This is a genomic window from Emcibacter sp. (assembly GCF_963675455.1).
GTDB lineage: Bacteria > Pseudomonadota > Alphaproteobacteria > Sphingomonadales > Emcibacteraceae > Emcibacter.
On sequence record NZ_OY776217.1, the window covers coordinates 1,991,326 to 2,006,133 of the forward strand.

General features: G+C 54.6%; 14 protein-coding genes and 1 tRNA gene. 6 read left to right on the forward strand and 9 right to left on the reverse strand.

The genetic code is table 11. From position 1 onward, the window contains the following. Window positions 1-4 precede the first annotated feature (4 nt). A complete protein-coding gene (locus ACORNT_RS09185) occupies window positions 5-409 on the reverse strand; it encodes a hypothetical protein (RefSeq protein WP_321389496.1) in 405 nt (134 codons plus the stop codon). A gap of 227 nt (window positions 410-636) precedes the next feature. Here ACORNT_RS09185 and ACORNT_RS09190 point away from each other — a divergent pair, with 227 nt between their 5' ends. Next, window positions 637-1,230, forward strand: a complete 594-nt coding sequence (locus ACORNT_RS09190; RefSeq protein WP_321389499.1) for a uracil-DNA glycosylase family protein — start codon at window positions 637-639, stop codon at window positions 1,228-1,230. Window positions 1,231-1,239: 9 nt separating this feature from the next. Next, window positions 1,240-1,635 (forward strand): nuclear transport factor 2 family protein, encoded by a 396-nt coding sequence (locus ACORNT_RS09195; RefSeq protein WP_321389502.1) that lies wholly within the window; start codon window positions 1,240-1,242, stop codon window positions 1,633-1,635. Here the strand turns inward: ACORNT_RS09195 and ACORNT_RS09200 are convergent. Continuing rightward, window positions 1,632-5,324, reverse strand: a complete 3,693-nt coding sequence (locus ACORNT_RS09200) for a calcium-binding protein (protein WP_321389503.1) — start codon at window positions 5,322-5,324, stop codon at window positions 1,632-1,634. The genes ACORNT_RS09195 and ACORNT_RS09200 overlap by 4 nt on opposite strands. 289 nt (window positions 5,325-5,613) lie before the next feature. On the opposite strand from ACORNT_RS09200, the gene ACORNT_RS09205 reads away from it, so the two are divergent. After that, a complete protein-coding gene (locus tag ACORNT_RS09205) occupies window positions 5,614-7,506 on the forward strand; it encodes a glutathionylspermidine synthase family protein (RefSeq protein WP_321389511.1) in 1,893 nt (630 codons plus the stop codon). Window positions 7,507-7,766: 260 nt separating this feature from the next. Here ACORNT_RS09205 and ACORNT_RS09210 read toward each other — a convergent pair whose 3' ends face one another. From ACORNT_RS09210 to ACORNT_RS09225, 4 genes are all read right to left on the reverse strand, one after another. Next, window positions 7,767-8,162, reverse strand: a complete 396-nt coding sequence (locus tag ACORNT_RS09210) for a group II truncated hemoglobin (RefSeq protein ID WP_321389514.1) — start codon at window positions 8,160-8,162, stop codon at window positions 7,767-7,769. A 170-nt stretch (window positions 8,163-8,332) separates the two neighbouring features. Next, a tRNA-Arg gene (locus ACORNT_RS09215) sits at window positions 8,333-8,409 on the reverse strand. A 173-nt stretch (window positions 8,410-8,582) separates the two neighbouring features. Further along, entirely contained in the window at window positions 8,583-9,296 is a 714-nt protein-coding gene (locus ACORNT_RS09220; RefSeq protein WP_321389517.1) for a Bax inhibitor-1/YccA family protein, read from the reverse strand. 155 nt (window positions 9,297-9,451) lie between these two features. Then, complete coding sequence (locus ACORNT_RS09225) at window positions 9,452-9,946, reverse strand: low molecular weight protein-tyrosine-phosphatase (protein WP_321389520.1); 495 nt, start codon at window positions 9,944-9,946, stop codon at window positions 9,452-9,454. An 86-nt stretch (window positions 9,947-10,032) separates the two neighbouring features. Between ACORNT_RS09225 and ACORNT_RS09230 the strand changes: the two genes are divergently transcribed. The 3 genes from ACORNT_RS09230 to ACORNT_RS09240 all read left to right on the forward strand — a co-directional run bounded on the left by ACORNT_RS09230 (window position 10,033) and on the right by ACORNT_RS09240 (window position 11,971). Next, on the forward strand, window positions 10,033-10,746 hold the full coding sequence (locus ACORNT_RS09230; RefSeq protein ID WP_321389523.1) for an NAD-dependent deacylase: 714 nt from the start codon (window positions 10,033-10,035) through the stop codon (window positions 10,744-10,746). Then, entirely contained in the window at window positions 10,743-11,027 is a 285-nt protein-coding gene (locus ACORNT_RS09235; RefSeq protein WP_321389526.1) for a 4a-hydroxytetrahydrobiopterin dehydratase, read from the forward strand. Before ACORNT_RS09230 ends, ACORNT_RS09235 begins: the two co-directional genes overlap by 4 nt. 107 nt (window positions 11,028-11,134) lie before the next feature. Beyond that, window positions 11,135-11,971, forward strand: a complete 837-nt coding sequence (locus tag ACORNT_RS09240; RefSeq protein WP_321389529.1) for a universal stress protein — start codon at window positions 11,135-11,137, stop codon at window positions 11,969-11,971. Window positions 11,972-12,046: 75 nt separating this feature from the next. Here ACORNT_RS09240 and ACORNT_RS09245 read toward each other — a convergent pair whose 3' ends face one another. From ACORNT_RS09245 to ACORNT_RS09255, 3 genes are all read right to left on the reverse strand, one after another. Then, window positions 12,047-12,811: a 3-hydroxyacyl-CoA dehydrogenase gene (locus tag ACORNT_RS09245; RefSeq protein WP_321389531.1), complete on the reverse strand. Its 765-nt coding sequence runs from the start codon at window positions 12,809-12,811 to the stop codon at window positions 12,047-12,049. A 65-nt stretch (window positions 12,812-12,876) separates the two neighbouring features. After that, the gene (locus ACORNT_RS09250) at window positions 12,877-13,782 is read right to left on the reverse strand and encodes a DMT family transporter (RefSeq protein ID WP_321389534.1); all 906 of its coding nucleotides are present in this window, start codon (window positions 13,780-13,782) and stop codon (window positions 12,877-12,879) included. Continuing rightward, window positions 13,779-14,723, reverse strand: coding sequence for a DMT family transporter (locus ACORNT_RS09255; protein ID WP_321389535.1), 945 nt, complete (start codon window positions 14,721-14,723; stop codon window positions 13,779-13,781). The genes ACORNT_RS09250 and ACORNT_RS09255 overlap by 4 nt, the downstream gene beginning before the upstream one ends. Between the last annotated feature and the right edge of the window lie 85 nt (window positions 14,724-14,808).

Here is a 14,808-nt window from a genome sequence, read left to right on the forward strand (position 1 = left end):
GGTTTTATGAGCCGCTGGAATCCTGATACTGAAGCAACAATGACTGCATGGTCAGCAAATGTTCCAGTGCCTGATCACCGAAACGGGCCTCTTTCATCTGTTCCAGCTCCTGATCTGTGTCATCCCCGAAGGCAAGTTGTTCCTCGATCAGTTCCTGGATTTCTTTTTCAATGGCTTCCTGTTTTTTGGCAGGCAGGGCCGCAAGGGACTCTTCGGTCAGGCCGTTATCCTTCAGATACTGGGCCCGGATTCTTTCTACCGGGTTCATCTTTGACCATTTCAGGAATTCGGCCACCAGATTGTCAAAGGCGTCCTCGCTCTTTTTGGCATGTAAAGCGACCTCTTGCCCGTTGCGGGTGGTTGGAGTTGCCGAAGTGGCGCCCACGGCTGATGCTGTTGCCTCAATCATATTTTGTCCCCTGGATATCGCGTGTACTGTTGAGTTTCAGGCAAGCAAAAATTGTGCCATCCGGGAAAGCCACGGAAACAGGGACATTGCCACTGCGGGGTAGGGAGTTGGCGGGGAGTATTTTGCCCAAGGGGTCCGGGTCCGGGCAGAAATTTCCCGGTTTGTGTTTTTCAAGTAGATTATTTTTACTGGCTGGCTGGTGTGGGGACGGGTAGGCTCAAACGGCGATGATCGAAACAGACTTTGAAAAATTACTGGACGAAGTCCGGGCCTGTACCCTTTGTGCGGATTTCCTGCCGCTGGGACCGCGTCCGGTGTTTCAGATGGCGCCGGGGTCAAGAATCCTGATTGCCGGGCAGGCGCCGGGTAAAAAGGTGCATGAAACCGGCATTCCCTTCAATGATCCGAGCGGCGAGAGGTTGCGCGACTGGATGGGCGTGAGCCGGACTGAGTTCTACAATCCCGATCTGATGGCGATCCTGCCCATGGGCTTTTGCTATCCCGGCACCGGGAAAGGGGGCGATCTGCCGCCGCGCCCGGAATGTGCGGAGGCCTGGCGGACGCGGTTGCTGGGCGAACTGAAGGACATCCGCCTGACCCTGGTGATCGGGCAATATGCGCAAGGATGGCACCTGAAAGGCCGGCAGGACAGGACCCTGACGGACACGGTGCAGAACTGGCGGGTGTTTGCGGGCGAGGACATCATTCCCCTGCCGCACCCCAGTCCCCGCAATATAAGATGGCTGAAGCAGAACACCTGGTTTGAGGCCGAGGTCCTGCCGGTGGTGAAGGAGCGGGTGCAATCGATATTGCGATCATGAGAGGTAAAAATGAACGATACAAATTTGGTGGAAATTTTGGTGGCGCTGGAACAGCGGCTGCTTGAGGTGGGGGCGGTGGCCTGCGCCGACACCTTTACAGAGCTTCTCCATGATGATTTTATGGAAATCGGCAAATCGGGTCGCCGTTTTGTCAAAAGCGATTTCCCCGAACCCCTGACCGGGCCGGCGCCCGAGGTGACCCTGTGCAATCCGGAACTGAAAATAATTGCCGGCGGGCTGGCCCTGTTAATCTATCAGACTTCTGTCCTGGACCCGGAAAAGGTTACCGTCAGCCGGGCACAGCGGAGCTCCCTGTGGCAACTGACCGACGGCCGCTGGCAAATCGTCTTCCACCAGGGCACGCCTCTGGGGGAGGCGAAAGACGCTCCCGGTCGATCAGGTTAGCTGATCGTCTGGCTAATATCCGCATCCACCAGCAGGGTGGCCAGGCCGGAGGTATAGACATTGTAGGTTTCCCCGTCGATGAGTTGGTCTGCCTCCTGCACCCAGCCCTGACCGGTTGACATTACGTTGTCATCAGTGTCTCCCAGAACCATCAACTTGTCCGTATCGGACAGGTCAAGCAGGTCTGCAGAACTCAAGGAAAGGTTATTGTCTCCTGTGCCGGTGAGGTCAATTTCTTCAATGCCGGAGATAAGGTCACCCGTTGCGGAAGAAAGATCCAGATTTAGATTGGAACCATCGAGAATTATAGTGTCCGTTCCTTCACCGCCGGAGAGCAAAACAAAGTCCAGGTTGCCGATCGTGAGGGTGTCATTGCCGCCTTCCCCGACAAGTTTATCTGCTCCATCACCGCCCGAAAGCGTATCATTTCCCGAGCCGCCATATATTTCATCGTCACCGTCATCACCGGACAGTATGTCCTCGCCGCTGCCACCGGTGAGAAGATCATTCCCTTCTCCCCCAAAAACGATTCCGGTGACGGATCCGTTCGATCCATCATAAAGGTCGTCATCGTTACCAAGCTCAACATTACCATCAATCAGGCCATTATTGGTGACTTCGTCTTCCCCTTCGTGCAGTATGATGTCACCGGTAATTGTCCCCGAGTTGGTAACTGTATCGTAAAATCCTCCGCCATCCGCGTCACCGATGTTTCCAATTATCGTCCCGGTATTGATGACTGTCAGATTATGAAAATCATTCAGCACAATGGCATTCTCGTTAATGCCTTCAATAAGTCCATGGTTTATGACGGTGGCAGATGCATTAGCTATCACGACGGGATATGATCCGGTAATGACGCCGGTTTCGAGATTGGTGATCGTGCCGCCACCTTCAATCATTACAATTCCAAGGCCTCCTGAAAGTGTGCCGCCATTAATGACGTCGGTTGTGCTACGTGTATAGACTGCACTTCCGAAAGTGCCTCCCTCTATAATCGAGCCTTCCATATTTCTGACAATTATAGTTCCCGAGGCTTCATCGCTTACAAATATTGCTGTCGGAGAATCTCTATATTTGGACTCGGGTGCCGTATCCAGCGTAGAGAGAGAGCCACCATCATTGGTAAACTCAACGTTGTTTCCGGCAATTTCGACAGCGGGGCGCGCGACAATATCATTTGTATTGACCACTGTGATGTCATTGCCGTCAAGGAAGAGGGTATACGAATCCGGTGCAAGTTCAGTATCGGAAAATTCAATGATTTCTATGTCATAGATAGTGTCGGTACCGTTATTTCCATCCAGGGTGTTATTGTCGGTAATGGTGATTGTGCCGTCTGGATCCATGGAGATGGAGTAGTCGTCTGATTGGCCGCTGTAGATGAGACGGTCGTAACCCCATCCGCCGAGGATAACGTCATCTCCTTCACCGCCAATGAGGATGTCGTTGTAACGTCCACCGTCCAGCGTGTCGTTACCAGTTCCTCCCAGTAGGGTATCATTCCCCCACGTACCGCCATGGAGAAGATCGTCACCAGTGCCGCCTTCTATATGGTCGTCGCCTTGATGGCCGTCCAGGGTGTCGTTGCCGTCGTTGCCGTAAATGGTATCAGGTCCTTCGAGACCATTCAGTTCATCATTCCCGTTTCCGCCCGTGAGCGTAAAACCAGGCGCAACTCGGGGATCGACAAAAATGTTTGCCAGAGCGTTATAAGCTTCTTCTGTGTCTGCAATTTCGACCATCCCTCCATCATATATGCCGGAGATCCCTGTCAGGCCCAGGGTTTCGATCAAAGCTACGTCATCAATAACGAGCGTGGCATTTCCGGAAATGTAGATATGTCCAACACTCGTCACTACACTGGCAATCTGGCTCAGGTAAACTTCGACTTCAACTTCGGTTTCCTTGATTTCGATATCAATACTATCGGCATTCTCGGACTGAATGCGCGAAACGCCCTCCAGATCAGAATTATCGCTGATTTTCAACAACAAATTGCTATAGGCATTAACTGTATCAATTCCGGAAATTGACGTCCTGCTCAGGTCTATACTAATCGAGGATCCCTCGTCGTAGGGAGCGACATTTAATATAGAATTACCGTCTCCAAGAATGTTACCGAGACTGAAAAATTGTGAACTGGTCAAAGTAACTTCTGAATTGACAATGAGTTGGTTTACATTAGTGAGAGTTACCTCAGTCAGGTCCACGGTGCCATAGACGAAGAGCCTATTGTTCCCGGTGCCGCCATCAATGGTTTCCTCGGCTTTCGATTCACTTACGGTCCGGCCATTCAGGTCTGACAGACTGATTAGACTGGATAGATCGACGCCGGAGCCGGCTGGATTGGTTATGTCAGCAGAGGTATACTGGCTGGCGGAAGTGGTGCCGACGAGTACAATGATATCGTCCCCATCGCCGCCATTGATACTATCCGCTCCGGTACCGCCGCGGATCAGGTCATTGCCGTCGCCGCCAGTGAGGATGTCGTTCCCTCCCAGTCCCTTGAGTGTGTCGTCACCTGCCATGCCAATTAACGTGTCGCTTCCCTCACTGCCCACCAGGACAAGGGGGGCGACCTCGGTTTCACCAGTGTCAATCTGGCGGAGGGCTTCCACAACCTCCTGGGAGTTGCCGGCGTCAATAACGCCTTCGCCGGAAATCTCCGCCAAGCCAAGCGCTGTGAGCACACCAGTCTCAGTAATGGCCAGGGTAATGTCGGGGCCAAGGTCAATGGCGTCGAGCGTTTCGAACACGTCGCCAACAGAATGTAGATCTATATTCTGCGGCAACCCGTTTCCGGAGACCTCAAGGGAAATGTGGCTTCCTGAACCGGCACTAACGGTATTCACTCCCTCAAGATCGTCTAGATCACTCACTACGATTATAAGGTTGCCGTCGATATTCAGATTGCCGATGTCGCTGATATCAATCAGCGCCAGATCCAGGATAGCGCTTTGTCCGTCCGGCACCACGATATTGATGACCGAATTGCCGTCGCCGTCGACGGTGGTGAACTGTGCAAGTTGCGCCTGGGTCAGGGTGACGTCTGAATTGACGATCAGTTGCGTGACATTGGCCAATGTCACCCCGGTCAGATCCACGGTGCCATAAATATACAGGGTGTTGTTGCCGCCGTACCCGTTGATGCTTTCCCCGGCGACGGCTTCGCTGACCGTCCGGCCATTCAGTTCTGAAAGGGTGATCAGGCTGGACAGGTCCACCCCGGAGCCAGCCGGGTTGGTGATCGAGGCGGAGGTATATTGATTGGCCGTTGTGGTGCCGAGGATGACAATCACATCATCGCCGTCTCCGGCCTGAATGGTATCGGCACCAGTGCCACCGCGGATCATGTCATCACCCGCGCCTGTGGCAATATAATCATCGCCGCCCTTGCCTATCACGGTCAGGTCCGCGGTGGCACTTCCCTCACTGAGGGTGCTGTCGCTGTCATCAACGGCAACAAATGTATTTGTCGGGCTTTCTGTGAAGTCTGACGTTGCTGGAGTCTGGGGAGTGGCTGTCTGTGTGGGGCTTGTGCCACCCCCGCCACATCCGGCCAGTGGTAGTAGGGAAAGACTCATCAGGCCATAACGAATTCCCGAAGGCTTTTTTTCAGCCTTTTTGCCGGTCAGGCCATATGGGCCTGAAATTTGCGGACGGCTTTTGTCAGTTGGATGCTGCACTTCATTCCCCCAAGAATGCGAAATGGTTAACAAATAGTAAGTAATATTATCATCTTTATGGAGTGTATACAACCTGACACGGCATTTCTCGTCTCAGCAGCAACTCCGGAATTGAGGGGTTGAGTAAGCAAGAGTAAAAGAGCAAAAGACTAAAAGAGCAAATATATTTCCCGATCCCCCTTGTATTTGCCCTGACCTACAACATCTCTGATCGCGGTGACATATATAATTGGCCGGGGATGATATGCTATACTGCCGCCGCCCCCCTTGAAACGCGAGAAAGACGTCCATGACCAGAACACCTTCTGCCAATCCCGAACCCTTCGGCGCCCTGCTGGGCCATGGGCCCGGCAATGTTCCGATCTATTCGTCCGATTATAAAAGCGTCGACAAACAGGCCATGCCCGACCGCCGCTCCTTCAAGAATTATGTGAACGGGGTCTTTATGGGCATGAAATGGCAATGTGTGGAGCTCGCCCGCCGCTGGCTTTATATGAACCGGGGGTATGTATTCGACGATATCGCCATGGCCTATGATATTTTCAATCTGCGCCATGTGACCGTGGTGGAAGACGGCAGGAGCCTGCCGCTTTATTCTTTCCGCAACGGGGCGAAACGACCGCCGGAACCGGGCGCGCTGATAATCTGGAACGAGGGCGGGGATTTCCCGATGACCGGCCATGTGGCGGTGGTGACCGAAGTGACCGACACGGCGGTGCGAATTATCGAACAGAATGTGGAGCATGTGCGCTGGAAAGAAGAAACAAGCTGGTCGCGGGAACTACCCCTGCACCGCACCGATGACGGCGGTTATGTGGTGAACTGTACCTTTTCCGAAGGCATCATCCTTGGCTGGGTAATCCAGACCGATGATCCCACCCATGCGGAGGTGCTGGTAGATCCGGACCCGGCACTGTTTAACCTGTCCTGCCGGGAAGCCGACCTCTCGCCCGAGACATGGCTGGATGTTTCCAGCCCGGCCCAGGCGGCCTTTGTGAAATATATGGATGGTCACCGGCTCGCCACCCGTGACGAGGACCTGAACCGCTATTATGTGATGAGCGAGACCGCACGCAAGGAAGTGAAAAGGGCGACCAACGAACTGCATGCCATGTTCATGCGCGCCACTGACTATGTGCTTGACAATCCCGAGGTGCTGGAGAAGTTCGGCCTGCCCGAGGGGCTGTTACCCCGGATCCGGCAGAGCTGGCAGAACCGGCGGACCCACAACATCACCGGCCGCTTTGATTTTGCCATGACCGATCAGGGCCTGAAAGTCTATGAATATAATGCGGATTCCGCCTCCTGTTACATGGAATGCGGTTTGGTGCAGGGCGAATGGGCCCGGGCCCACGGGGTCGATGAGGGCCGCGATGCGGGCGGACGGCTCGGCGAAAGCCTGATCAAGGCCTGGACCGAGACCCATGTGGAGGATGTGTTGCATATCCTGCAGGATGATGACCCGGAAGAAGACTATCATGCCCTCTATATGAAAAGCATGGTCGAAGAAGCCGGCGTCCGTTGCAAGATCATCACCGGTCTGGCGGGCCTTGGCTGGGACGCGGATGGCTGGGTCACCGACCCGGACGGAGAGCGCATCAGCTGGGTCTGGAAGACCTGGGCCTGGGAAACGGCGCTTGATCAGCTCCGTGACGAGGCGGTGGACGAGGTCGCTTTCCTCGCAAGCCATTCACAGGCCGAGCTGCGGGATCATCCGCCGCGGCTGATCGACATATTACTCCGGCCCGAAGTCATGGTGTTCGAGCCGCTCTGGACCTTGATCACCAGCAATAAGGCGATCCTGCCGGTCTTGTGGGCGCTGTTCCCCAACCATCCTTACCTGCTGGAAAGTCATTTCGAGCTCACCGACAACCTGACGACCGGTGGTTATGTGGTGAAACCAATTGTCGGCCGTTGCGGCGGTAATATTTCACTGATCGGCAAGGATGATAATCTGCTGCTCGAGACCGGTGGACAGTTCGCCGACCGTGACCAGATTTATCAGGCCCTGTTCAAGCTGCCGGACATCGACGGTCTTCGGGTCCAGGTCTGCTCCTTCTCGGTTGACGGCCGTGATGCCGGCGTCTGTGTGCGTTGTGACCCGTCGCTGGTGATCCGCTCCGACAGTGACCTTCTGGCGCTTCGGATTGTGGAAGATGAGGCGTTCCTGGAGAAGGTGTAGAGAGCTGACAGGAAGGTGGTATGGTTGTCTGGGAGTTATGATGAACTTCCGCGTTCTTGCGATGCTTTCGGGCTATGCTGCAGGGGATCGGCATTCCCTTCAATGATCTGAGCGGCGGCCGGCTGAATGGGTTCAAATTTAGTCCCGGTTCGAAGCCGAGGTTCTGCCGGTGCTGCGGGAAAAGGTGGGGAGCTTATTCATGCCCGAAGACAGCCTGGAAGGCCTGTTAACCGGTTTGGAAAGGCAATTACCCTCCCGCCTCAATCCTCCTCCGAGTTCATCACCATGTTGGCAATGCCGGTGAAGGGGGCTTTGAGGATGACCCGCAGTTCCTTCGGCGCGTCGATCTCTTCCAGCGCCTGTTCCATGCAGTAAAGCCACTGGTCGCGGACCTTGGGGCCGATTTTATAAGGGGCATGGGCGCCGGTCAGGCACATGCCGCCGTGTTTTTCAATCCATACCCTGGGCCCGCCCATCCAGGTGCTGAGGTAATCGCCCAGCTTTTCCTCGATGCCTGAGAGGTCTTTGCCGTGCATGGCGCGCAGCTCCCGGGTCTGATCCGATGTGTCCATGATCCGGTAAAAGGCGGCACAGAGCCGCCGCACGCCTTCATCGCCACCGATCATGTCATAGGGGGTTTTTGGTTGGGTGGTCATCCTATATCTTCTGTATTTATTGTTATGATCATAGGAATACTTGATGCTTCAGGGGCGACGCATTGATCTAAGTCATTGGATAAGCCGCAACCTGTATGCGCAGTTGTTTTGGGGGGATTTGGGAGAGTTGTGTAACAAAAAAGGCCCCGACAGGACCCGATTGGTAGTATTGGCGCACCCGACAGGATTCGAACCTGTGACCTCTGCCTTCGGAGGGCAGCGCTCTATCCAGCTGAGCTACGGGTGCCTTTTCAAGCCATACATGCGGCAAGGTGCCGGAATGGGCCGGAGACTAGTTTAAAATACCCGCAAGTGCAACGTCTAAATTCCCCCCGTGTAAAATTTATAAACTTACCGTTCCGGGTAAATAAAAACGGCCCCGAGGGGGGCCGTTTCTGAAAACTGTTGTTCTGCCGGGGCCTAGTTGCGGTTACCCATAAAGCGCAGCAGGAACAGGAACATGTTGATGAAGTCCAGATAGAGCGACAGGGCGCCCATGATCGCTTTCTTGCTGGCCACGTCGGAATGATCGCTTTCCAAGTACATCAGCTTGATTTTCTGGGTGTCGTATGCGGTCAGGCCGGCAAAGATCAGTACCCCGCCGGCGGAAATGACAAAGTCCATCATTGCTGACTGCAGGAATATATTGACCACCATGGCGATGATCAGGCCGAACAGGCCCATGATCAGGAAAGAGCCCATGGCGCTGAGGCTTTTCTTGGTCGTATAGCCATAGAGGCTCAGGGAGCCGAAGGCGGCGGCGGTGACAAAGAAGGTCTTGGCCACACTGGCGCCGGTATAGACCAGGAAGATATAGGACATGGACAGGCCCATCAGCGCCGCAAAGGCCCAGAAGAACATCTGTGCGCCTGTGACGCTGAAGCTATTCAGGGCGCGGCCGAAGAAAAACACCATGCCGAGCGGCGCCAGCATGACCACCCACTGCAGCGGAGTGGTGTAAATCAGCTGCATCAGCTCCATACTCTGGGAGGCACCAAGCGCCACAAATCCGGTCACCGCCAGGGCGATGGCCATGTAATTGTAGACGGTCAGCATATAGCTGCGCAGACCGGCATCGATCTGGGCGGCCGTCTGCACGCCTGTTTGTGAGTAATGGGTATTGCGTTCTACCATTGATTTATTGTCCCTTTGTAAGATCATATCCCTGATTAACAGATTTGGATGTCCGTTATATTGTCACAGCGGGCGCAAAATTCAAGGGAAACCGGCACTGGATTGTTCGATTTCCTGTCCACCGTCCGGCCGGGATCAATTACTTCCGGCGGCAATTACTTAAGCTCGTGGTTTTCCGTCAGATATTTCAACAGGCCAGCGGAGCCGCGGCTGATAATGTCGAAAACCCGCTCGAACCCTTCCGGGCCGCCGTAATAGGGGTCGTCCACCTCGGTGATGCCTGGGCAATTTTCGGCAAAGTCCATGAACAGCCGGACTTTGTGGTGATGTTTTTCATCCCCCATGCGGTGAAGGTTACGGATATTTTCCCGGTCCATGGCCAGAAGATAGTCAAAATCGGCAAAATCCTGCCGGGTGACCTGCCGGGCGCGCAGGTCACTGATATTGATACCATATTTCAGGGCTGTGCTGCGGGCCCGGGGATCGGGGCTTTCGCCGGCGTGATAACCGGTGGTGCCGGCCGAATCTATAAACAGGTGATGCAGCAGGCCGTCCGCTATGCCGGCCTGGTTGGCCTGGTGACGAAAAACGCCTTCCGCCATCGGTGAACGGCAGATATTTCCCATGCAGACAAACAAAACTCTGAGCATGTCTTTGAAATTTCCTCAAAAGATACAATAAATTTCACAATGTTATATAAGATGTAGAGGGAGGCAAGGCAAGGAATCGAGGAATTATGACGAAATTTAACAGGATTATAATTCTGACCGGGGCCGGAATTTCCGCTGAATCAGGCCTCGATACCTTCCGCGACAAGGGCGGAATCTGGGAAAAATATGACCTGACCCAGGTCGCCACGCCCGAGGCCTTTGCCCGGGACCCGGATATGGTGCATGAATTTTACAACCTGCGCCGGGGGATGGTTAAGAATGTCCACCCCAATCCGGCGCACAAGGCCCTGGCGCGGCTGGAGCAGGAGTATCCGGGAGAGATCCTGCTGGTGACCCAGAATGTGGATGACCTGCATGAAAAGGCGGGCTCAAAGAATATCTGCCATATGCACGGGGAACTGGGCAAGGTGCGCTGTCAGGCCTGCCGCGAGGTGATGATGTGGTGGGATGACCTGGACCGGCATACGGACTGCCCTGTCTGTGAGAAAAAAGGCCGGATCAGGCCCCATATCGTCTGGTTTGGCGAAATCCCCTTTGATCTCAATAAAATCGGGCAGTACCTTGAAAATTCTGACCTTTTTATTTCAATTGGCACCTCGGGAACGGTTTATCCGGCGGCTGGTTTCGTACAGGCGGCCATGGACGCGGGCGCCCATACGGTGGAGCTGAACCGGGAACCGTCTGACGGCTACAGCCTGTTCGAGGAAACTCATTATGGCCCCGCGACGCAAGTTGTGCCACAGTATGTGGAGAAACTTCTCAAGGAGGCATATGCATGAAACTGGACGAGGACGACATCAAGGAAGCCCTGGCGGAACTGCCGGGCTGGGAAAAACTTGAAGACCGTGACGCCATCCGCAAATCCTTTAAGTTCGAGGATTTTGCCGAGGCCTTTTCTTTTATGACCCGGATCGCTCTCCGGGCTGAAAAAATGGACCATCATCCCGAATGGTCGAATGTCTATAACCGAGTCGAGGTTACGCTCACCACCCATGACCTCGGCGGCGTAACCCTGAAGGATGTTCAACTGGCCCGTTTTATCAATCACGCGGCCTCTTGAGTTATTTGTCCGAAAGAGACCGTAAATTGGCCTGGATCAATTACGGGCTGCGACAATTGCTGCATGATTGGCATAATAAAGCCTGAATAAAGGAAGGAAAATTTGCCATGACAGAAACAACCCCATCACTGCGAAAAGTTCTTGTTATTATTGATCCGGCCGAGGAGGTGCAATATGCCCTGCGGCGTGTCGAGCTTATGAACGACATTATCGAGGGAGGAGTCGATATACATCTGTTTATTTCTGTCGAGATGGACAAGCTGGGCCGCCAGGCATTCGAATTCCACTGCGACAATGAGTGGTTCGCCAATCTTGTGAAACCCCTCCATAAACACGGCATAAATTATACGGCTGAAGTTTACTGGACGGAAGACTGGCAGAAATCTGTTCTGAATGCGGTGGAGCGACATGGGATCGACGCTATCGTCATGTCTGATTATACAACTGAGGAGCATCAGAACGATATGTCTGCTGCCCGCTGGGCATTGCTCAGGGTTGCGCCCTGTCCTGTGTTAATTGTTCATCCATCCTCTCAGCTGCATCGCAAAACCATTCTCGGGGCCGTCAATATGCAGACTGACAACCCAAGTTATGTGGATCTGAACCGGAATATCCTCAAGGTTACCCAGATGATGGCCAAATCCTATGGCGCAGAAAAGCATACTGTGAACGCTTATGAGGATAGCATGGAGTTCCCGGACCGGGCCATGTTGTTACGTGAGACAGATACGGTGCAGGAAAACCTCCATGTGCAGATGGGGGATCCGGAAACCATCATCGCCACGGTGGCTGATGATATTGACGCCGATGTCGTGGTGATTGGTACCTTGTCCCGTCGGGGCCTGAGAGCAGCGATGCGCGGGAATACCAGCGAGAGAATCATCAAACGTCTGAATCGGGATGTGATGGTGCTGAACAGCACAATCGGAACTCCGGCTTCCTGAAAAAGACTCCCTGTCTCCCAAAAAAGAAAAGGAGCCCATAACGGCTCCTTTTTTAATTCGTTTTGTCCGATGGCCTTATTTCGGGGCCATGCGCAGGGCGCCGTCCAGACGGATGGTCTCGCCGTTCAGCATCTGGTTTTCGACGATATGCCGGGCCAGGGCCGCATATTCCTCGGGCTTGCCGAGGCGGCTGGGGAATGGCACGCTGGCGCCAAGGCTGTCCTGCACTTCCTGAGGCAGGCCGAGCAGCATCGGCGTGCCGAAAATGCCGGGCGCGATGGTGCAGATACGGATGCCCAGCTTGCAGAGATCCCGTGCGATGGGCAGGGTCATGCCGGCAATGGCGGCTTTCGAGGAGGCATAGGCGACCTGGCCGATCTGGCCGTCAAAGGCGGCAACGGAGGCGGTATTGACGATCACACCGCGTTCCAGCCCTTCCAGGGGCTCCTGTGCGGCCATGCGGGCAGCGGCCAGACGTACACAGTTGAAGGTGCCAAACAGGTTTACTTCCAGAACCTTCTTGTACAGGTTGAAGTCATGGGGGGCATTTTCCTTGCCGACGGTTTTCTGGGCCGGGGCGATACCGGCGCAGTTGACCAGGATGCGCGGTGCACCAAATTGCGCCTCGACGCCGTCCAGGGCAGCAGTAACACTGTCTTCGGACGTCACATCCACCTCGAAATAGGCCCCGCCGATTTCAGTGGCGACTTTTTCCCCGCCTTCACGGTTAAGATCGAAAACGGCGACCTTCGCGCCGGCAGCGGCCAGGGCCCGTGCAGTGGCATCTCCCAGGCCGGAGGCGGCACCGGTTACAATGGCGACTTTCCCTTGAATATCCATGGTTTCCCTCTTTGAATAACGTTACTGTTGGGTAACATATACTTCAACAACGGGAGAAAGTCGAGCTATAGTTTTACGGAGTTCTCGAGGGCTGTTTTTTGTTTCAGCCGTGCCTGGCGCCAGGCAATAAACAGGGTTGAGGAGATGATAATAAAGGCGCCGATCCAGGTGAACATATCCGGCAATTCGTCAAAGACGAAATACCCCACCAGCGCAATGAAAATAATCCGCATATAGTCGAAGGGAGCGACCACGGTGGCTTCCCCCTTGTCATAGGCCCGTATAATGAAATATTGAGTGCCGCCGGACATGACGCCAAGTCCCAACAGCCAGACAAGATCCATCAGGCCGGGGGTAACCCAGTAATAGACCGCCACCGGCATACACATCAGGATGACGGCAATATTGCTGTAGATCATCATGTTGCTGATCTTGTCGGTTTTTGTCAGTTTTTTGGTGACGATGGCGTTGAAGCTGGACGCGAGTGTGCCGACCAGCAGCAAAATCATGGCCCAGTGAATGTCGCTGCCGGGCCGGAGGATGATCAGCACCCCGGCAAATCCGATGAGGGTGGCGATGGTGCGGGGCAGTTTGACGCTTTCGCCCAGAAACAGGGCGGCCAGCACCACCAGATAAAGCGGCCGGGTGAACTGGATCGAGGTCACGGTGACCAGCGGCAGATACATGACGGCGGAAAAATTGGCCAGCACAATCAGGCACATGAGCATGCTGCGGGCGGCAATCAGTTTCGGTTGCTGTGTTTTCAGGCTTTCCCGGGTAAAGCTGCGGGAAAACAGAAAGGCAAAAGTGACGATCACAACGGAGCGCAGGAACACAACTTCGAAAACCCCGAGGCTGTGGCCGGCATTGCGGATGAAGATGCTGTTAATGGACATGCAAAGCCCGCCGGCCATCATGAACAATATGCCGTGCAGATTGTTCTGTGGGCGCGGAAGGACGGTTTCCGTCACAGGCTGTCTCCGCCCGGTTTTACAGTGACTTCCGTCGCGGGCGGGACCCGGCCTTTTTCCCGTTTCGCGGTAAGGCGTTCCCGGTGGGCGGCATAGATGACACTTCCCATGATGATGGCCGCACCGATATAGGTGTTAAGCGCCGGTTGTTCGGCAAAAAAGAAATAGCCGATCAACGCAGAAAAGACCAGGCGGGTGAAATCCAGCGGCATCAGGGCACTGGCTTCAGCCTCGGAGATGGCCTTGCTCAGGCACAGCTGGGTGATGCTGGCAAACACGCCGACCACAAGCAGCAGGATCATGCTATGCCCGTTCGGCCAGGTCCAGAAGGGCAGGGCGCCGACAAAGCTCACCGGCAGGGTGAACATCAGGGAGTAGAGGGTAATCACATGGGGTTTTTCCGTCCGCGCCAGTATGCGCACACAGATAATGGTGACGGAAATGGTAAAGGCGGCCAGCAGCGCGGCAATCACCCCGCTGTTGATCGGGACCTGGCCGGGCCTGAGCAGGACCAGCATGCCGCCAAATCCGGCCAGAACGGCAAGAATGCGGGGCAGGCGGATTTTCTCCTTCAGGATAAATACAGCGCCGATGGTGGCGAATAACGGGGCGGCAAAGCTGTAGGATACCGCTTCGGCCAGCGGGATTACACTGAAGGCATAAAAATTCGCCATGACCGAGAAACTGGAGATGGAGCCGCGCAGGATATGCAGCCCGAGACGTTCGGTTTTCATACCCTTGATGATCCCGGTTTTCCACAGGAAGGGAAGAATGATCATAATGGCGATCAGGGTGCGCCAGAAGGCGGTGACAAAGGGGTGTACCTGAAGGGCGGCAAGTTCACGGATCAGGCCGCCCATGATCGAAAAACTGAGGCAGCCGGCCAGCATATAGGCAGAGCCGAGCATGACGTTGTTTTTCTGTGGAGGCACTATGGTCATGAAATAATCCGGAAGTCGGGGGAAACAGGTGGCAGTATCAACAAGTTAATTCTTATGTCGGAACTTGTCAAAATCTTAGAGCCGG